The sequence below is a fragment of the Clostridium sp. AWRP genome (assembly GCF_004006395.2).
GTDB lineage: Bacteria > Bacillota > Clostridia > Clostridiales > Clostridiaceae > Clostridium_B.
Genome location: NZ_CP029758.2, coordinates 838,573 through 858,029, shown reverse-complemented (window position 1 = coordinate 858,029; position 19,457 = coordinate 838,573). Strand labels below are relative to the sequence as shown.

19 protein-coding genes are annotated in these 19,457 nt (G+C 31.1%); 1 reads left to right on the top strand and 18 read right to left on the bottom strand.

Annotated elements, in window-relative coordinates:
- Positions 1-117: 117 nt before the first annotated feature.
- From yqfD to gpr, 17 genes are all read right to left on the bottom strand, one after another.
- A complete protein-coding gene (gene yqfD, locus DMR38_RS03850) occupies positions 118-1,272 on the bottom strand; it encodes a sporulation protein YqfD (protein ID WP_127720073.1) in 1,155 nt (384 codons plus the stop codon).
- Entirely contained in the window at positions 1,256-1,540 is a 285-nt protein-coding gene (yqfC, locus tag DMR38_RS03845; RefSeq protein WP_127720072.1) for a sporulation protein YqfC, read from the bottom strand. Before yqfC ends, yqfD begins: the two co-directional genes overlap by 17 nt.
- A gap of 168 nt (positions 1,541-1,708) precedes the next feature.
- Entirely contained in the window at positions 1,709-2,152 is a 444-nt protein-coding gene (locus DMR38_RS03840) for a GatB/YqeY domain-containing protein (protein ID WP_013237470.1), read from the bottom strand.
- A 29-nt stretch (positions 2,153-2,181) separates the two neighbouring features.
- The gene (rpsU, locus tag DMR38_RS03835) at positions 2,182-2,358 is read right to left on the bottom strand and encodes a 30S ribosomal protein S21 (protein ID WP_007061146.1); all 177 of its coding nucleotides are present in this window, start codon (positions 2,356-2,358) and stop codon (positions 2,182-2,184) included.
- Between the two features lie 139 nt (positions 2,359-2,497).
- Entirely contained in the window at positions 2,498-2,842 is a 345-nt protein-coding gene (locus DMR38_RS03830) for a histidine triad nucleotide-binding protein (RefSeq protein WP_127720071.1), read from the bottom strand.
- Between the two features lie 59 nt (positions 2,843-2,901).
- A complete protein-coding gene (gene mtaB, locus DMR38_RS03825; protein WP_175413108.1) occupies positions 2,902-4,206 on the bottom strand; it encodes a tRNA (N(6)-L-threonylcarbamoyladenosine(37)-C(2))-methylthiotransferase MtaB in 1,305 nt (434 codons plus the stop codon).
- Between the two features lie 87 nt (positions 4,207-4,293).
- Entirely contained in the window at positions 4,294-5,049 is a 756-nt protein-coding gene (locus tag DMR38_RS03820) for a 16S rRNA (uracil(1498)-N(3))-methyltransferase (RefSeq protein ID WP_127720069.1), read from the bottom strand.
- Positions 5,050-5,059: 10 nt separating this feature from the next.
- A complete protein-coding gene (gene prmA, locus DMR38_RS03815; protein ID WP_127720068.1) occupies positions 5,060-6,001 on the bottom strand; it encodes a 50S ribosomal protein L11 methyltransferase in 942 nt (313 codons plus the stop codon).
- A 596-nt stretch (positions 6,002-6,597) separates the two neighbouring features.
- Positions 6,598-7,746, bottom strand: coding sequence for a molecular chaperone DnaJ (gene dnaJ, locus DMR38_RS03810; RefSeq protein ID WP_127720067.1), 1,149 nt, complete (start codon positions 7,744-7,746; stop codon positions 6,598-6,600).
- 353 nt (positions 7,747-8,099) lie between these two features.
- Positions 8,100-9,977 carry a molecular chaperone DnaK gene (gene dnaK, locus DMR38_RS03805; protein ID WP_127720066.1) on the bottom strand — a complete coding sequence of 626 codons (1,878 nt, stop codon included), beginning with the start codon at positions 9,975-9,977 and terminating at the stop codon, positions 8,100-8,102.
- 84 nt (positions 9,978-10,061) lie between these two features.
- Positions 10,062-10,694, bottom strand: a complete 633-nt coding sequence (grpE, locus tag DMR38_RS03800; protein WP_127720065.1) for a nucleotide exchange factor GrpE — start codon at positions 10,692-10,694, stop codon at positions 10,062-10,064.
- 50 nt (positions 10,695-10,744) lie between these two features.
- The gene (hrcA, locus tag DMR38_RS03795) at positions 10,745-11,785 is read right to left on the bottom strand and encodes a heat-inducible transcriptional repressor HrcA (RefSeq protein WP_127720064.1); all 1,041 of its coding nucleotides are present in this window, start codon (positions 11,783-11,785) and stop codon (positions 10,745-10,747) included.
- Positions 11,786-11,974: 189 nt separating this feature from the next.
- Positions 11,975-13,123: a radical SAM family heme chaperone HemW gene (gene hemW / locus DMR38_RS03790; protein ID WP_127720063.1), complete on the bottom strand. Its 1,149-nt coding sequence runs from the start codon at positions 13,121-13,123 to the stop codon at positions 11,975-11,977.
- A 48-nt stretch (positions 13,124-13,171) separates the two neighbouring features.
- Complete coding sequence (gene lepA, locus DMR38_RS03785; protein WP_127720062.1) at positions 13,172-14,980, bottom strand: translation elongation factor 4; 1,809 nt, start codon at positions 14,978-14,980, stop codon at positions 13,172-13,174.
- A gap of 120 nt (positions 14,981-15,100) precedes the next feature.
- The gene (locus DMR38_RS03780; protein WP_127720061.1) at positions 15,101-15,424 is read right to left on the bottom strand and encodes a hypothetical protein; all 324 of its coding nucleotides are present in this window, start codon (positions 15,422-15,424) and stop codon (positions 15,101-15,103) included.
- Positions 15,425-15,522: 98 nt separating this feature from the next.
- On the bottom strand, positions 15,523-16,551 hold the full coding sequence (locus DMR38_RS03775) for a stage II sporulation protein P (RefSeq protein ID WP_127723891.1): 1,029 nt from the start codon (positions 16,549-16,551) through the stop codon (positions 15,523-15,525).
- 148 nt (positions 16,552-16,699) lie between these two features.
- Complete coding sequence (gpr, locus tag DMR38_RS03770) at positions 16,700-17,674, bottom strand: GPR endopeptidase (protein ID WP_127720060.1); 975 nt, start codon at positions 17,672-17,674, stop codon at positions 16,700-16,702.
- Positions 17,675-18,129: 455 nt separating this feature from the next.
- Between gpr and rpsT the strand changes: the two genes are divergently transcribed.
- Positions 18,130-18,396: a 30S ribosomal protein S20 gene (gene rpsT / locus DMR38_RS03765; RefSeq protein WP_013237456.1), complete on the top strand. Its 267-nt coding sequence runs from the start codon at positions 18,130-18,132 to the stop codon at positions 18,394-18,396.
- Positions 18,397-18,425: 29 nt separating this feature from the next.
- On the opposite strand, the gene holA is transcribed toward rpsT, so the two are convergent.
- A complete protein-coding gene (gene holA / locus DMR38_RS03760; RefSeq protein WP_127720059.1) occupies positions 18,426-19,451 on the bottom strand; it encodes a DNA polymerase III subunit delta in 1,026 nt (341 codons plus the stop codon).
- Positions 19,452-19,457: the final 6 nt, after the last annotated feature.

Here is a 19,457-nt window from a genome sequence, read left to right as displayed (position 1 = left end):
AGTGGGAGAAACAAAAACTCTAAAGAGAAAGCGACTATCACCAAATGGAAGATTTGGGATATCTGCTTTTCCCACTAAGTAAGATTCATTGATATAATCTTTAGTTATATTTTACCCCTAATTTGTAATTGTATCTGGAATGGCTATGTTTTCTTCTGCTGTAACTTGTACTTTAACCTTGCAAGGGTCCTGACCTTCATAAGTAACTACCTTATTTACAATTTTTATAGACTTATCCAAATTGCAAGATATATTATTGTAAAGTTTTTCTCCAGTGTCTTTTACTATTTTCTGAAGATTTCCTTTTACTGTAACTTGTTTAACTTCAAAATAAGTCTCTTTTCCAAAGATGAATTTACTTTCCTCTATTTTATCATATTTATTAAATTTATTATTATCTTTTTTTAGATACTGTTTCTTTCCCATGAAATTAATATAATAATTTTCTATTTTCTTACCTGTTCTTTCATTTTTTATATTATTTACTTTTACAGTTTCAGATGCATCATAGGTAGTCGTGCATATAATATATCCTGCAGCATGAACACTGTAGGTTGATCCTTCTAATCCTTGTTCACCTTTTACAAGTAACTGTCCCTTTTTTACATCATCCCCTATTTTTACAACAACAGTTCCTTTAGTGGTATATGCCCTTACAACTTTTCCATCCCTTTTAGCTATTAAATTACAAGGAGTGTTTTCTTCAACTATATTAGGAGGTGATTTTCTCTGAACTACACTTACATTTAATTCAGAACCCTGTACCCTCACCTTCGCCCACATTATATTATCATTATCTTTTACTAAATCTTTTTCTATTTTATATACATCTATTTTATTTTTGTTAATACCTGGCTTTACTCCATAAGATTTAAGCTGCTGTCTTATTATATAAGGAGGCAATCCTTCTTCAGAATTTATTTTTACACTCCATATAAAAGTAGATAAATAATATATTGTTCCTATAAATAAAATTATTCCGGATACTAAAGTTATTTTTCTCTTAAGCTTAATTACAAAAAATATAGGGCCCCTTCTATTTATTATCTTTATTCTAGTTCCAGTTCTTCTTGCTATATTCTCTATCTTATCATAATCTCTTAAATTTATCTCCAAAGTCATAGTTGTAATACTTTTCTTTTTAATATTTTTTATGTAGATATTATTTTTCCACATAACGTTAATAAATTTTTCAGGTATAAGGGATTGTATTTCCAATAAAATTATTCCGCTTCTATAGTTTTTAAAACTAAATTTACTTGTTTCCTTCATAGACTATAGATGTAAATCTTCCTCCTATAGTTATAGTGCTTCCCCCCATAAAAAGCACTTCAAACCTACTTCCATATATGGATATCAATCCTATACCTGAATTAACTTTTATTTGACTTTCATCAAATGCTATAATACCTCTATGATTTTCAATTATTATTTCATTATCTCCTGTAATTTTGATTTGGGGCATATTTAATATTATATCTCCGGGCAAATCCAGTTTATCTGCAATATTCCGTTTTGCATTATATATCTTGTCTCCCATAGTATCACCTCTAAGAATTTATATATATTAGCTTACTCCTAATAATTTATGAGATATGTATATAATAAATTACAGAAAGTTCCTAAGTTTATTAGATATATAATTACAATCTTTGAGGCACACCGGAAGTAAAAAAAGGTTGAGATACAATCTCAACCTTTTACTCATTTAATTTAAATGTTCTTTTACTATTTGACTTACAAGTTTGCCATCTGCTCTGCCCCTAGTTTTAGGCATAACAATTGCCATAACCTTTTTCATATCTTTAATACTTTCTGCACCCACTTCATTAACTGCATTCCGAATAATTTCGGAAATTTCCTCTTTACTTAACTGCTGAGGAAGGTATTCCAACAAGATATCTATTTCAGATTTTGCTTTTTCAACTAGATCCTGCCTTTTCCCTTTTTCAAATTCAAGTATAGATTCGCGCCTCTCTTTGACTTCTTTTGCTATTATATCTATAATTTTCTCATCATCAAGTTTTTTTCCATCAGTTTTTTCTACCAACAAAACAGCCGCTTTAGCCATACTTATAGTGTTTGCTTTAAATTTGTCTCCAGATTTTAAAGCATTCTTCCAGTCTTCTTGCAATCTTTCTTTAAGAGACATTACCAGTTAATACCCTCTTTCAAAGAATTCTATTTAAATTTTCTCTTTCTTGCAGCTTCTGATTTTTTCTTTCTCTTTACACTTGGTTTTTCATAGTGTTCTCTTTTTCTAACTTCTGAAAGAACACCAGCTCTAGCACATTTTCTCTTAAATCTTCTCAATGCACTTTCTATAGTTTCATTTTCTCCAACTTTTATTTCTGACATATTATCTCCCTCCCTCCGCTAGCTCAATTCAATTTAAAAAATCAAATACAGTTAACATGGGTCAAATAGCACATAGCCATTATACAATAAACCTTTCGATACTGTCAACAATTTCATAACTCTTAAATTGTTCTAAATTTTAGCCCGGAGGCCATGCAAACGATCTACCGCCTAATAAATGAAAATGAACATGATGTACTGTCTGTCCTGCCTCTTCTCCACAGTTAGTTACAATTCTATATCCTTTTTCATCTATACCAAGTTTAGTTGCAATCTGTTTTGCAACTAAATATATATGAGCAATTATTTTAGAATCATCTTCGGTAAGATCATTTATACTTCCTATATGTTTCTTAGGTATTATAAGTACATGTACCGGTGCAGCTGGTTCTATATCTTTAAAACTTAGTACCATATCATCTTCATATATTTTTTCAGATGGAATCTCACCTTTTATTATCTTGCAAAAAATACAGTCTTCCATAAATTTCACCTCCCTTAACAGTATAATATTCAATAATTAATGATAAAATCCTGCTAAAGTCAAATAAATTTTTTTAATTTTCCTTCTATATATCCATCTTTTGTACTTTCAAGTTGTGTACATAAGATTTTTCCTTCCAAATCTAAATCTTTTTCACACTTTGTTATTACCTTTATATAATTTGGTGTATAGCCTTCATAGCATATTCCATTATTGTGAGTTTCTTGTTCATAGAGTACATCCATATTATATCCCAAAAACTCATTCATAAACTTCTTTTCTAATTTTTCATCTAGCTCCAATATCTTACTACTTCTTTCATCCTTAGTTTTACCATCTACCTGTCCAGGCATATCTGCAGCTTTAGTCCCACTTCTCCTGCTGTATTTAAATACATGCATCTTGGAAAGAGCTATTCTATTTAAAAAGTCGTAAGTTTTATTAAATTCTTCTTCTGTTTCTCCAGGGAACCCAACTATGATATCTGTAGTTATAGATGCATTTTCTATGGCACTTCTTATATCATATACTATTTTTTCATATTCTGAAGTGGTATATCTCCTGTTCATTCTCTTTAAAGTTTCATCGCACCCACTTTGAAGTGAAAGATGAAAATGAGGACATAATTTTTCTAATTTTGATATTTTCTCTATAACGCCTTCTGTAAAAAATTGAGGATCTATAGATCCAATTCTAACTCTATCGATGCCTTTTACTTTATCTATTTCCTGCAATATTCTTAAAAGATTCCAGTCTCCATCTATATCTGTACCATAAGATGCAATATGTATACCTGAAAGTATAATCTCTTTAAAATTATTATGAGATAATTTCTCTACTTCCTCAATTATTTTATCTGGAGACTTACTGCACACAGCTCCCCTGGCAAAAGGTATTGCACAATAAGAACAAAATCTATTACACCCATCTTGAATTTTTAAAAAAGCTCTCGTTCTCTTTTGGTATTCATCTATTTTTAAGTCTTCAAATGTTTTATTTTTCAATACGTCATTTACTTTGACTATTTTTTTTCCTTCATAAGAGACCCTACTTACCCAATATACTACGTCTCCTTTATTTCTAGTTCCTAGGACTACATCTACCCCTTCTATTTCCGATACTTTGTCTGGTGCAATTTGAGAATAACACCCTACTACAGCAATTACAGCATTATTATTTTTTTTCCTAGCCCTATGTATCATCTGTCTAGATTTTTTATCTCCCATATTGGTTACAGTACAAGTATTTACTACATACACATCTGCATAATCTTCAAAGTCTACAATATCATATCCCTCTTGTATAAATTTTTCAGCCATAGCTTCAGTTTCATACTGATTTACCCTACATCCTAAAGTAGACATACCTACCTTTTTATTTCTTCCATAAGCATTAAAGAATTCTTTGTTATCAAGGGTTAAATCAAATTTTTTTTCATTAATTGAATTCACCTAGTAAAGACCTCCTAAATCTCCTAATTCATACATGATAAGCGATATGCATACAAAACCTGCCGTTTCAGTTCTAAGTATTCTTGGCCCTAATGTAACTATATGAGAGTTTATATTTTTAAGTTCATCTATTTCTTGTTCTTCAAATCCACCTTCAGGTCCTATCACAATAGCTATTTTCTCTAAATTACTTTTATCTTTTATAGAATTTACTATTTTTTTTATACCTACATTACTTTCATTTTCATAGGGAACCACTATAAGATTCATACATTCCCCTTCACTTAAAAGTTCTTTGAAACTAATTGGAACATTAACCTTAGGAATTATGCTTCTCTTACACTGCTTACAAGCTTCCTTAGCAATTTTATTCCATCTATCTACCTTTTTAAATTCTCCTGAATCGTTTTTTACAACAACTCTACTTGTAACAACAGGGGTAATTTCATAAACTCCAAGTTCAACAGCCTTCTGTACTATTAAATCCATTTTACCGGACTTAGGTAACCCTTGAAAAAGATAAATTTTAATCTTACTTTCGTTATATAGAGTAAGTTCTTCTATAATATTTACCACAACTTCATCTTTATCTATTTTCTCTATAGCACCTAAAAATTCTTTTCCATTACAGTTATTTATGTTTATCTTGTCTCCACATTTAAGTCTAAGTACTTTTCGTATATGTTTTACATCTTCGCCCCTAATATAGGCTGTATTAAAATTTATATCTTCCTGAGGCACAAAAAATTTATTCATAACATACCACCTATTTCACTGATGCTACTATGCACACCCATTCTCCATCTTCATTTATTTCTTCTATTTTAAATCCTGTTTTATTTAATTTATCAACTACCTCTTCTTTTCTCTCTAATATTATACCGGAGCATATAAAAACTCCTCCTGGAAGCATAAAATTCTTAACTCCATCAGCTAAAAAAATTATAACATCTGCAATTATATTGGCAACTACGATATTCGCCTTGCCTTTAACTACATCCATAAGATCTCCGTGAAGTATGTTTACATTTTTAATATGGTTATATCCAACATTTGTTGACGCAGATTTTACAGCTACAGGATCCAAATCCACTCCTGTAACTTGTTTTGCTCCAAGTTTTGAAGAAGTTATTGCTAGTATACCTGAACCAGTTCCTATGTCAAATACAGTATATTCAGGTTTAATATATTTTTCTAATGCCTTTATGCACATTTTTGTAGTTTCATGAGTGCCAGTACCGAAAGCCATACCTGGATCAAGTTCTACTATTATATCATCTTTTTTTGCTTCATAATTCTCCCATATTGGTTTTACTACTATATTTTTTCCAACTTTATAAGGCTTATAGTACTCTTTCCACTTATTCTCCCAGTCTTCTTCATTTACTTTAGATACTGTAATTAAACCTTTTCCTTTATCTATGCCAAAACTTTCTAAGTTATTTATGCTATCTTTTATGTATTTTAAATATCCATTTAAGTTCTTATCTTGCCTATAATATCCTTTTACTACTGCTGTTCCATCTTTTATTTTGAGCAAGCTTTCATCAAAATAATCCCAATCTTCTGGATGCTTTTTTTTAAATTCTACATCCTGAGAATCTTCTATAGATACACCTTTAACTTCAGTATTGTAAAGTATTCCTGAAACCGCCTCTACTGCCTCACTGCTAGTAGTAATTGAGACTTCTATCCATTCTTTGTCCATAGGTTTCCTCCTATACAAAATTTTATCTGATGGCTACCTACTTGTAACGCTCCCACTTCTATCAAAGTGGAAGATAACAGTAGCTACGCCCCTAGATAATTCATCTAAACTTAGTGGGAGAAACAAAACTCTAAAGAGAAATCGATTCATTTTAAATCAAAGATTTAAGTTCTCTGCTTTTCCCACTAAGTAAGATTCATTGATACTATAGAGTTTCTAATTTGAAAGTTGACTTATATCACATTATATAATGACAAATTTCATCACGTTAAAGACTTTAATAAGTTTAAACTTCAATTGGAAATCCTATATAGGTTTTCTAACTTAAAAATCAACTTATACGCAGGCATATTTTTACAATAATGAAGCTCTTTTAAATATTTTGTATATAAGGCTTAGTGAAAAATTTTTGAAAAATCTAGAACTTTTCAATTGTTTGAGGCACGAGTTTTCAAAAGTTCTCAGTATTTTTCAAAATTTTTTTCTTAGCCTTATCAAAATATTTAACGAGCTGAAGGTTGTAAAAAATATCCGGAGTATAAGTTTATTTTTTGCTTAGAAGCTCTATAATTCCATGTGCTTAATTATTAATTATATTAGTGGTGATGTTTAAGTTTATCAAAGATAGATTTTTTTCCACTTTCTCCTGCAGGTACTTCTCCACTTGCTTCCATAAGCATTATAATAGCTTCTTTCTGCTTTTCATTTAAATCCTTAGGTACATCAACAATTACATTTACGTATTGATCACCTCTACCATGGCCATTAACCCTAGGGACACCCTTACCTTTAAGCCTAAACACAGTTCCTGATTGAGTTCCTGATGGTACATCATACTTTACATCCCCATCTATAGTTGCAACTTTTAAACTAGTTCCAAGGGAAGCTTTACCAAAACTTATATGTGTATCTGTATATATATCAAATCCCTTTCTCTTAAACTTAGAATGAGATGAAACCCTTATATTTACATAAAGATCTCCTGACTGTCCACCATTCTTTCCACTTTCTCCTTGTCCCCTTAATGGAATTATATTTCCATTATCTACTCCTGCTGGAACCCTCACTTTTATCTTTCTATGTTTTCTTACTGCACCTTTTCCCCTGCATTCTGGACAAGGATCTTTTATTATAGTTCCTTTTCCACCACATTTATCACAAGTACTCATACTTACAAAACTTCCAAGGGGTGTATTTCTCTGAGTTCTCATCTGCCCTGTTCCACCGCATTTATCACAAGTATGGGGCTGTGTTCCTTTTTTAGCTCCTGTTCCACCACAAGCTTCACATTTTTCGTTTCTAGCTATATTTATTTCCTTTTCTACTCCAAAAACAGCTTCTTCAAAAGCCAAATTTAGAGTATATTCAAGATCTGCTCCTTTTTGTGGCGCATTTCTTCTTCTGCTGCTAGAGCCAAATCCTCCTCCTCCACCAAAGAAAGAATCGAATATATCTCCAAAGCCTCCCATATCTGAAAAATCAAAACCTCCAAAGCCTCCAAAGCCTGCATCACCGCCGCCATTGAAGTCAGTTGTTCCAAACTGATCATACTGTGCCTTTTTCTGAGGATCTGAGAGTACTTGATAAGCTTCATTTATTTCCTTAAATTTTTCTTCAGCTTTTTTATCGTTGGGATTCCTATCTGGGTGGTATTTCAATGCTAATTTTCTAAATGATTTTTTTATATCTTCATCACTTGCACCTTTTTCAAGTCCAAGTACTTCATAATAGTCCTTCTGTGCCATTTTTTACTTTTCACCACCTAAAATATTTTCATTAAACTAAATTTTGAGTTCTAATTTGTGTAACTCCTTCTCCTTTTGGTCGAATGAGTAAGTGATTCACACCAAATCAAAGATTTGGGTTCTAATTTCCGTAACTCCTTCTCCCCTTGGTCAAATGAGTAAGTGATTCACGCCAAATCGAAGATTTGGGTTCTAAATTTGTGTAACTCCTTCTCCTTTTGGTCAAATGATTAAGTGATTCACACCAAATCAAAGATTTGGGTTCTCTACTTAAATTAAGGGAAGAGTATAAAAACTCATCCCTTAACTATTACCATTATACACACTTATTATATAATCGTGAAGAGGAAATATTATTTATCATCATCTACTTTATAATCTGCATCAACTACATTGTCATCTTTTTTTTCTGATGAGCCTTGAGAACCTGCTCCTGCTCCTGGATTTTGTCCTGCTCCCATATTGGGATCTGCTCCTGGATTTTGTCCTGCTTGAGCATTTTGACTATATATTTTAGATGTAATTCCATAGAAAGTTTGAGTTAAATCTTCAGTAGCTTTCTTTATTGCCTCTAAATCTTCTCCATCCTTTATCTTCTTTAAAGCTTCAATTTTTTCCTCTACAGTTTTCTTATCTTCAGCTGATACCTTATCTCCCAAATCCTTTAATGTCTTTTCCGTCTGATATACAGATTGATCTGCATTATTTTTTATATCTATGGATTCTTTTCTCTTTTTATCCTGTTCTTCAAACTTCTTAGCTTCATCTACTGCCTTGTTTATTTCATCATCACTTAAATTAGTTGAAGCCGTAATTGTTATATTAGCTTCTTTTCCTGTTCCTTTATCTTTAGCAGATACATTTACTATACCGTTGGCATCTATGTCAAATGTAACTTCAATTTGAGGAATTCCCCTTGGAGCTGGAGCTATTCCTGAAAGTGTAAATCTTCCAAGAGTTTTATTATCAGCAGCCATCTTTCTTTCACCTTGAACTACGTGAATTTCAACTGAAGTCTGGCCATCTGCTGCAGTTGAAAATACCTGACTCTTCTTAGTTGGTACTGTAGTATTTCTATCAATAAGTGGAGTGGCAACTCCTCCTAAAGTTTCAATTCCAAGTGTAAGAGGTGTAACATCAAGGAGTAATACATCTTTTACATCTCCAGTTAAAACTCCAGCCTGAATTGCAGCTCCTACAGCTACACATTCATCAGGGTTAACTCCCTTTGATGGATCCTTACCAGTAAAATTCTTAACTGCTTCCTGAACAGCTGGTATTCTTGTAGAACCACCAACTAATATAATCTTATTTATATCATTTATTGTAAGTCCTGCATCATTTAATGCTTTTCTCATAGGTTCAATTGTTCTTTCAACTAGATCTTGAGTCAACTCATTAAATTTTGCTCTTGTCAAATTCATATCTATATGTTTTGGACCAGTTGCATCTGCTGTAATAAATGGTAAGTTTATATTTGTTTGAGTAGATGCTGATAGTTCAATTTTTGCTTTTTCAGCTGCTTCTTTTAATCTTTGAAGTGCCATTTTATCATTTCTTAAGTCTATACCATTCTTAGCTTTGAAATCTTCTGCTATATAGTCCATAACTTTCTGGTCAAAGTCATCTCCACCTAGATGAGTATCACCATTTGTAGCTTTAACTTCAAATACTCCATCTCCAAGTTCTAGTATGGATACATCAAAAGTACCTCCACCTAAGTCATATACAAATATCTTTTGACTTGTATCAGTTTTATCAAGTCCATAAGCAAGTGATGCAGCTGTTGGTTCATTTATTATTCTACGTACATTTAATCCTGCAATCTTACCTGCATCTTTAGTTGCCTGTCTCTGACTATCGTTAAAATATGCTGGTACTGTTATAACTGCTTCAGTTACAGTTTCTCCTAAATAAGCTTCAGCATCTGCCTTTATTTTTTGAAGTATCATTGCAGATATCTCCTGTGGTGTATAATCTTTTCCATCTATATTTACTTTATGGTTTGTTCCCATTTGTCTTTTTATTGACATTATTGTCTTATCAGGATTTGTTATTGCCTGCCTTTTGGCAACTTGACCTACCAATCTTTCTCCATTTGCCTGAAATGATACTACTGATGGAGTTGTTCTTGCTCCTTCTGAATTTGCTATAACTGCAGGATCTCCACCTTCCATAACTGCAACACATGAATTAGTTGTTCCTAAATCAATACCTATTATTTTTGACATATTAACTTACCTCCTAAATTTAACTGCCTTAAAATTATCTTACATATATTTAATTCAAACAAATTTAATTTGTATGTTTTAAACTTAATTTGCTACTTTAACCATGCTGTATCTGATTATTTTGTCTTCTCTTTTATATCCTTTTTGCAATACTTCTACTATAGAATTTTTATCATATTTATCATCTTCTATATGCATAACTGCATTATGTAGATTTGGATCAAATTCTCCTTCGCAAGGAATTTCCTCTACATTTAATTTTGAAAGGGCATCATTAAATTGTTTCATTGTCATCTCTATACCTTTTTTCAAATCTTCTGCATTTCCTTCTACATTTACTGCCCTTTCCAAATTATCTAATACTGGTAAAACTTCTTTTAATATATCCTTACAAGCATCAGAATAAATATTGTCCTTCTCTTTAACAGTTCTTTTTCTAAAGTTATCATACTCTGCCATAACTCTTGCAAGTCTATCTTTAATAGAATCCAATTCATTTATGACCTTTTTATTTTCATCTTTTAATTTAGAATTTTCTTTTTTCAATTCTCCCATGAAATTTATCTCTTTATCTTCTGTTTCTTCTAATTCCTCTTCTGAATTATCCTCTGTGCTTTCATCTACACTTTCATTATCTTTATCTTTTTTTTCATTTTCTGAATCATTTTCACATTCTTCATTAAGGTCTTTTACATTATCACCTTTATCCTTTAACATTTAAATACTTCCTCCAATCTAACATTTATACCTATTTTACAAAATTTATTCTATTTTTCATCAGAATAGGCATTACTTAAAATATAATTCATTTCCTTTACTACATTTGCAAGTATCGATATGACTTTAGAATAAGGTATCCTTGTAGGTCCTATGACTCCAATTTCACCTATAGGTCTTTCATTCAAACTGTAAACAGCAGATACAACACTGCAATCTTCTGCACCTTCTGTATAATTTTCCTTACCAATTTTTACTGAAATATTTGAATTACTGTTCAGTAAGCTGCTAACTTTATCTTTATTATCCATCATAGATAAAAATTCTCTTGCCTTTTCTATATCCTTATATTCCGGATAATTAAAAATATTTGTAGCCCCCTGGGTATATATATTGGAATTATCTACACTATTTAGACTATCATACAATGCAGAAATTATATTATTGAATATGTCTTCATATCCTTGGAAATCATTTTTTAAATTATTTATAACTTCTAAATTTATCTGTTCAGCACTTAAATTCTTTAATCTGATGTTTAGCATATTACTTAATTTAACAAGAGTATCATCTGAAATAGTTTTTCCTACCTTTATCAAATTGTTCTTTATAATACCACTATCAATTATAAGTACCAATAATATATTGGTGCTTGATTCAATGTTTATTAACTGTACATGCTTTATATAACCCCTTTTAACTGAAGGTGCTCTAACTATAGAAGTAAGTTTGGTGAGCTCCGATAAAAGACAAACAGCCTGCTTTAATATTTTATCCACCTCAAATAAAGCTGCATCTATAATCTGTGATTTTATTATATACATTTCTTCTTGGCTCAAATTGGGTATCTGCATCAATTTGTCAACATACAACCTGTATCCATTATTGGAAGGTATCCTTCCTGAAGAACTGTGAAGTTGTTCTAAATAACCCATTTCCTCCAGATCCGCCATTTCATTTCTTATAGTAGCTGAACTTACACCTAAATTATATTTTTTAGCTATGGTTCTGGATCCAACAGGCTCAGCAGTATTTATATAATCATTTACTATTGCCTGAAGTATTTTTATTTTTCTTTCATCCATTTCCATAATATCACCTCTTTATTAGCACTCATTGTTGTTGAGTGCTAATTGCTATGATTAAAAAATATCACTCATAATTTTTTTTGTCAATACTATATAACTATATTTTAAAGGTAAATAATATGTTTTTTATAATTTAAAATAGAATTCATTGAGGTTTCTCAGATTTACTTAAAATATCTAGCTCACTTGAAATTATGTCAATATAAAATCACACATTACACTGTTAGATACTTCTATTCCTCTTTTGCTTAAGTACAGCATATGTCCCTCTTTTATTAAAATACCCATCTTTATGTACTTTTCAATTACATCCCCATATACAGAATAAATATTCTTGTTAAATCTCCTATAGAAATCTTCTGTAGAAATTCCATCTATTTTTCTAAGACCCATAAATACAAATTCCTCCATACTGTCACAGATAGAATTTTTATGTTTATCTAATCTTAAAAACTGGTTCAAATTTCCCTGTAAAATATATTCTTCTATATTTGGGGTATTTCTATACCTATAACCATCTACATAAGAATGGGCACCTGCCCCACAGCCTATATATTCCTCCATGTTCCAATAAATTAAATTATGTTTGCATTTTCTATCTTTCTTTGAAAAATTGGATATTTCATATTGTTCATATCCTATTTTAGACAAAAAATCAAGTGTGAAATAATACATCTGTCTTTCTTGTTCTTCTCCAGGCAAATTCAAGTTTTTTAATTGATGTGCATTGTAAAATGGAGTACCTTTTTCCACTATAAGACTATAACAAGATATATGTTCTGGATTCAACTTAACTACATTTTGCAATGATTCTTTCCAATCTTCTATTGTCTGACCTGGAAGTCCAAACATAAGATCTATGTTTATATTTGAAAATTTAAATTTTCTTGCCATGTCATATGTCTTTAAAAAATCTTCTAAAGTATGAATTCTTCCTATACATTTAAGTATAGAATTTTGCCAAGCCTGAAGACCTATACTAAGTCTATTTACTCCCAGCTTCCTTAAAACTTTGAATTTGTCTTCTGTAAATGTACCCGGATTACCTTCCACTGTAAATTCTAAATTATCCTCTGCATTTATTTTCTTTAATGCTTCATATATGTTATTCCAGGATTCTAATGATAAATAGGTGGGAGTCCCCCCACCTATAAATATAGTTCTTATTTTTCTATCTCCTATAGATTCTATATCTTTAGCTAGTGCTTTTGTATAACTTACCATAAGTTTTTCTTTCCCACTATAAGATGGGAAATCACAATAAAGGCACTTTTTTTTACAGAATGGTATGTGTATATATAGAGCCACAGCCTTTTTAACATCTACATTTTTATCTTGCATAAAACCACTTCCAAACTCCTACTTTCTTAACAAATTTCCTGTTATATGCTAATCCTCAGTTTTAAGTATTGCCATGAATGCTTCCTGAGGAATTTCTACGGAGCCAACCTGCCTCATTCTCTTCTTTCCTTCTTTTTGTTTTTCAAGAAGTTTTTTCTTTCTTGATATATCTCCTCCATAACATTTTGCAAGTACATCTTTTCTCATAGCCTTAACTGTTTCCCTTGCTATAATTTTTCCACCTACCGCTGCCTGTATTGGTATTTCAAAAAGCTGCCTTGGGATTATTTCCTTTAATCTTTCTGCTATACCTCTTCCTCTTTCATAAGCTCTCTCTTCTGGAACAATCATGGACAATGCATCTACCACTTCTCCGTTTAAAAGTATGTCAAGCTTTACTAATTCAGCAGCTTTATATCCTTTTAACTCATAGTCAAGTGAAGCATAACCCCTTGTTCTAGATTTTAATACATCAAAAAAGTCATATATTATTTCATTTAGTGGAATTTCATAATTTAAAGAAACTCTGGTAGTTTCTATATACTGCATATCTTTAAAAGTTCCCCTTCGATTTTGAGAAAGTTCCATAACTGCTCCCACATACTCAGAAGGCGTTATTATTGATGCCTTTACTATAGGTTCCTCCATATACTTTATTTCTGAAGCTTCGGGCATATTTGTTGGATTTGTAAGTTCTATTACAGTACCATCTGTTTTTCCAATCTTATATATAACAGAAGGAGCTGTAGTTATTATGTCAAGGTTAAATTCTCTTTCTACCCTCTCCTGTATAACATCCATATGCAAAAGTCCTAAAAATCCACATCTAAATCCAAACCCTAATGCTATAGAAGTTTCTGGTTCAAAGCACAATGCTGCATCATTTACCTGAAGCTTTTCCAGTGCATCTTTAAGCTCACCATACTTTGCTCCATCTACGGGATATATACCACTATATACCATCGAAACAACAGGTCTGTATCCCTTCAAGGGTTCTTTGGCTTCTCTAGAAGCTTCAGTTACTGTATCTCCCACACGTGCATCTCTTACATTTTTAATGGATGCAGTAAAGTATCCTACATCTCCTGCTTTAAGTCCGTCTCTTGGCATAAAATTAGGAACAAAAATTCCTGTTTCCGTAACTTCATACACTTTTCCTGTAACCATAAGTTTTATCTTCATTCCAGGTTTTATTACGCCTTCCATTACTCTTATATGACAAACTACTCCTCTATAGCTATCATAATTTGAATCAAATATAAGAGCTTTTAAGGGTGCATTCTCATCTCCCTCAGGAGCTGGCACTTTGCTTACTATTGCCTCTAAAACCTGTTCTATATTTAGTCCAGTTTTTGCAGAAACTGTTGGTGCATCAGATGCTTCTATTCCTATAACATCTTCTATCTCATTTTTTACCTCTTCAGGCCTTGCACTTGGCAAATCTATTTTATTTATTACAGGAACAATCTCTAAATCATGATCCAGTGCCAAATAACAATTTGCAAGGGTTTGTGCTTGTATGCCCTGAGTTGCATCCACAACTAAAATAGCCCCTTCACAGGCTGCCAAGCTTCTTGAAACCTCATAGTTAAAATCTACATGTCCTGGTGTATCTATAAGATTTAGTATATACTCTTCTCCTGAAGGCCTTTTATATATAAGTCTAACAGCCTGAGACTTTATAGTTATTCCTCTTTCTTTTTCCAAATCCATATTATCAAGTACCTGGGAGTCCATCTCCCTCTCAGTAAGAGTTCCTGTCTTTTCAATTAATCTATCTGCAAGTGTAGATTTACCATGGTCTATATGAGCAACTATAGAAAAATTTCTTATATGTTTTTGTCTTTCGCTCTGCATACTATTTTCCTCCAATACCTATGAAAAGTTAAAAGATTCAATTACTTAATTAATCTCTAGCTTTTCTGTACGAATAACTACAGTAAATTATATCATAACAAATATGCAGTGAAAAGTACATTATTTAGGAAGCTTACTTTCTAGATTTTTAAATGTCTCTGAAATTTTATTTATAATATAAGAAGTACCTGAATGTACTTTTTCTCCCACTATATTTATAACTTGTTTAGATCCGTTTTCAAAATTATAAACTATTTTATTATTTAAACATAGTGAATACTCCCCTACATCAACTGTAAAATCAAAGGGAGAAACAGTATAATTTATTTTAAAATTAGATTTATCTTTTATATATTTAGGCAATCCTGCTGTTATAGTCACAAATCCGAAAAGGACTATCATAATACAAAATATTATTACAACTCTAATACCTTTTTTACTCAAAAAAAATCACCCCACATAGAAACTAGATTTAAACCCATAAAGTTTCTATTATAAGGATGAACATTTTTACTAATTTTATACAAAAACTTTTAAATTTATCACTTATTATTAAGTACCTCTGCTATTATTCTAGCAACATATTTACCTGTGGCTTTGGATTCATCTGAAGTGTTTATATCTGCCCCAATCTCCATTAATATTGCATTGTTGCTCTTATCCTGATTAAAGTACCTTGTTCCATAATTATAGTAACAAACTCCCTTGCAAAGTCCTGGAAATAGCTTATTTGAAGTATTTATTATAGAATTTGCCATAGCCATGTTCTTATCAAAGTGAGGATTTTTTCTGGCCATAACTAACATAAATTTAGATATATTTTCTCCATTCATCCTGGCTGTAACTGATTTTTTATCATCTACAGAATCTCTGTGTAAATCTATTATAAGCTTAAAATCACCATACTTTTTTAAATACTTGTCAAGTGTTACAGCTGATCTGGAATAACTTTGGGTATAAGCTTCTGCATCATGCACTGTTTTATCATTTATTGCAGATATACCATAGTTATTTTGAAGTTCATTTACTATCACATCTCCTACTGCACATACATTTTGAGTAGTATCAAAACTATTTGCAGCACCTGGCTTATAGCTTTCCGTAGTATGGGTATGATATATTAGTACCTCAGGTTTACTCACGTCTAAAGTTTTTTTAAGTTTTGGATTATACACAGTTACATCTCTATTTTCCAAATTCAAATCATTTTGAGTATTTGATTTAGACGTACTTCCATTTTTTTTAATCTGTTTGTCATCTAACTTAAACTCATTAAAACTTATATCTTCATTTTTTGAATAACCTAGTCCTAAAAAAGCCACCTCTCTTCCTAAAAGAGATTTTGGGTTATTTATATCTAATCCTACAGTCTTCAAAATAGTGTTCCCTATAGAAAAACAATTTTCTGCCATATCATCTTCAGAAAAAGAAGTAGTCTTTACTGTTGGCATAGCATAGTTTAAGACTTCAACATAAAACATATTTCTCTTTACATTGCTGCTGTATGAATTGGCCTTTGCTATGCAGGGCAAAATGATAACTAGTATTACCGTTAACATTAAAATACACATTTCTAATTTAGGATCACCTTTAAAATTAAATCTTCTGTAATTCAATATTTGACTGCTTTAAAATTTCTTAAAGCAATTCCCCCCTCTCATGTAAATTTAATACTGTTAATTTATATGAAAAGGAAATTAAAATTATCACAAATGTAAATTAATTTAAATAAGTATTTATATCCTCTAAATCAAGAGCAGGCTGAAGTGCTATGTTTATACCACCTGCAATTATTTTCGAAATTGAATCCATTACTAAATCCACATCTTTAGGAGTCACTATAATATTTTCCCCATAAGGTTCCATTATCTCTTGTATAACTCCTTGTTTTTCATCCTTATCCACAGATTTTAACATTTTATAAAATTCGCTTCCGCATTTACTTTTATTTATAAGGTCATCCAAAAGCAAATCAATAGTATCATTAGCCATAGTAGCCGCATCTACTACCGTAGGGACTCCTATTGCTATTACAGGAACTCCTAAGGTCTTCTGACTCAATTCCATTCTTCTGTTTCCTATCCCCGAACCCGGAGATATCCCTGTATTACCTATTTGTATTGTTGAATTTACCCTATCCATTTTTCTGGATGCCAGTGCATCTATACATACTATTAAATCTGGCTTTACCTTTTCACAAACTCCCCTTATAATTTCTCCTGTCTCAATTCCCGTAATTCCTAGCACTCCAGGAGATATAACACATACTGGCCTTATACCTTCATCTATTTTGTCTGGCACAAGCTGCTTTAAATGCCTTGTTACCATTAATTTGGAAACAACTTTAGGTCCCAGTGAATCTGGAGTTATATTCCAATTTCCCAATCCTACAACTAATACCGCAGCGCTATCTTCTATTTTTATTACTCCTGATAATACTTTTCCAACTACTTTACTTACCTTATCTCTGATTTCACCATCGTAGTGGGTAAACTTAGGCATATCTATAGTTATATAAGATCCCTTTGGCTTTCCCATAACCTTCTCTCCTACGTCATCTACTATGTTCACATATGTTATTTTTATGTCATCTTCAATTTTTTCCTCTGTCTCTACACCTGGAACTTCTTCTCCTCTTTCTTTTCTACATACTTCTCTTGCCTCTACCGCTAAATCAGTTCTCACACTAAACATATTATCCGCTCCTAATTCAACTTTTATTTTTATCCGATGGCTACTATCCGTAACACTCCATCCACTTCAGGTGGGAGATATTAGAACTCTTGAATTTCAGCAATTTAGAGTTCTTATGCTGTGTATAACGGCTAGTATGCCCCTGGATAAGTTCTTCTAAAACTTAGATGGAGAGATGTATTCCTCTTAAGCAAACTCCACCTAAGTCTAAGAATCACTTGATAGGACTTTAAAATAATTGATAAGTTTATTATTAGCTGTTTTCATACTCAATATACCAACACTAATTCAATTCACAATTCACAATGCACAATTTACAATGCACAATTAATGAAGATTTTCTACTTGAAGTAGTTGAAATTTAATGCTATAATATCATTTGTTAAATAGAATGACCCATTAGCAAGTTTCCCCAACGCTGTTGAGGTCTATAAAACTAATAAGGGGGTGAAAGCATGGCAAATATAAAATCAGCAAAAAAAAGAATAAAAGTTATTGAAACAAAAACACTTAGAAATAAAATTATAAAGTCTTCATTAAAGACTACTATAAAAAAATTCTTAGCTTCTGTTGAAACTAAAAACGTAGAAGAAGCTAAAGTTAATTTTACAGCAGCTGTAAAAGCTTTAGATATGGCTGAATCAAAAGGTATAATCCACAAAAATAAAGCATCAAGAAATAAATCTAAATTAGCTTTTAAGTTAAATAAATTAACTGCATAATAAATAAACCGGTTTTAACCGGTTATTTATTATGCAATTGTATTTATTATCAAAAGTTCCATTTCAGTTTTCTCATCTATAGATAAACTCTTTATTCTTTTTTCTGTATTCAAACACAATGTCACTGCTTTTTTTAGTTGATTTATTGTAAACTTTTTACTCTGTTTTACCATAATGCTGTAACCATATTCTGATTTTATGTTTAACTCTTTCATAATTTCTTCTTTGGTTATTCTCTCTTCCAAGCACATTTTTATTTTAAAAAGAAGGTTGAATTGTCTCTCTACCATAGATAAAATATAACTTATTTTATACCCTTTATACATGAGTTCATTTAACATGTAAAGTGCGTCTTTTATCTTTTTATCAGATATTGCATTTACCAAATCAAATATATCCTCATCACCGCTTCTTAAAAACATCTTTTTCATGTCTTCTCTCTCTATATTTCTTCCATAAGTGTAACAGCACAATTTTTCTACTTCATTTTCTATTATGCTCAAATTATTTTCGTTCATAAGGCTGCAGAATATCCTTAAATCTAATTTTTTTATATCTTTTCCACGCTCATAGAAAAATTCTTGGACTTTATTTTCCAGCTGTTTTCCCTTTACTTTATCAGTTTTTACAACACAAATGTCCTTGTCAACACTATATATTTTTCTTCCTGGTTTATCTCTTTTACTTTTAAATACATAGTAAAATATTAAAATACAGTGTTTAGGTAAGTTTTTTAAGTAACTGTGTATAGTCTTAAATTCAGTGGACAATTTATTTTTATCTTCACCAAAAAAAGAAGCTCTATATACAAGCACAACTTTTTTTTCACTCATAAAGGGCAATGTCTCACAGGCATTTATTACAGGATTAAAACTCTCAATGGAACTTCCATCAAATTTCATATAATTTAAATCCATAAAATTAGGATTTATAACTTTTTTAATTAAAGCTTTTATATTTTCTTTTATAAGTAGTTCATCTATACCACAAAACAAGTAACAATTTCTCAAATCTCCCTTTTCTAAATTTTTTTCAAAGGTAAATATGTCTATCAATTTTAC

Excerpts from the sequence above, each read along its gene's own strand:
- yqfD (WP_127720073.1), bottom strand. The coding sequence starts at position 1,272 with ATGAAGGAAACAAGTAAATTTAGTTTTAAAAACTATAGAAGCGGAATA.
- yqfC (WP_127720072.1), bottom strand. The coding sequence starts at position 1,540 with ATGGGAGACAAGATATATAATGCAAAACGGAATATTGCAGATAAACTG.
- DMR38_RS03840 (WP_013237470.1), bottom strand. The coding sequence starts at position 2,152 with ATGTCTCTTAAAGAAAGATTGCAAGAAGACTGGAAGAATGCTTTAAAA.
- rpsU (WP_007061146.1), bottom strand. The coding sequence starts at position 2,358 with ATGTCAGAAATAAAAGTTGGAGAAAATGAAACTATAGAAAGTGCATTG.
- DMR38_RS03830 (WP_127720071.1), bottom strand. The coding sequence starts at position 2,842 with ATGGAAGACTGTATTTTTTGCAAGATAATAAAAGGTGAGATTCCATCT.
- mtaB (WP_175413108.1), bottom strand. The coding sequence starts at position 4,206 with ATGTCTACTTTAGGATGTAGGGTAAATCAGTATGAAACTGAAGCTATG.
- DMR38_RS03820 (WP_127720069.1), bottom strand. The coding sequence starts at position 5,049 with ATGAATAAATTTTTTGTGCCTCAGGAAGATATAAATTTTAATACAGCC.
- prmA (WP_127720068.1), bottom strand. The coding sequence starts at position 6,001 with ATGGACAAAGAATGGATAGAAGTCTCAATTACTACTAGCAGTGAGGCA.
- dnaJ (WP_127720067.1), bottom strand. The coding sequence starts at position 7,746 with ATGGCACAGAAGGACTATTATGAAGTACTTGGACTTGAAAAAGGTGCA.
- dnaK (WP_127720066.1), bottom strand. The coding sequence starts at position 9,977 with ATGTCAAAAATAATAGGTATTGATTTAGGAACAACTAATTCATGTGTT.
- grpE (WP_127720065.1), bottom strand. The coding sequence starts at position 10,694 with ATGTTAAAGGATAAAGGTGATAATGTAAAAGACCTTAATGAAGAATGT.
- hrcA (WP_127720064.1), bottom strand. The coding sequence starts at position 11,785 with ATGGAAATGGATGAAAGAAAAATAAAAATACTTCAGGCAATAGTAAAT.
- hemW (WP_127720063.1), bottom strand. The coding sequence starts at position 13,123 with ATGCAAGATAAAAATGTAGATGTTAAAAAGGCTGTGGCTCTATATATA.
- lepA (WP_127720062.1), bottom strand. The coding sequence starts at position 14,980 with ATGCAGAGCGAAAGACAAAAACATATAAGAAATTTTTCTATAGTTGCT.
- DMR38_RS03775 (WP_127723891.1), bottom strand. The coding sequence starts at position 16,551 with ATGTGTATTTTAATGTTAACGGTAATACTAGTTATCATTTTGCCCTGC.
- gpr (WP_127720060.1), bottom strand. The coding sequence starts at position 17,674 with ATGTTTAGTGTGAGAACTGATTTAGCGGTAGAGGCAAGAGAAGTATGT.
- rpsT (WP_013237456.1), top strand. The coding sequence starts at position 18,130 with ATGGCAAATATAAAATCAGCAAAAAAAAGAATAAAAGTTATTGAAACA.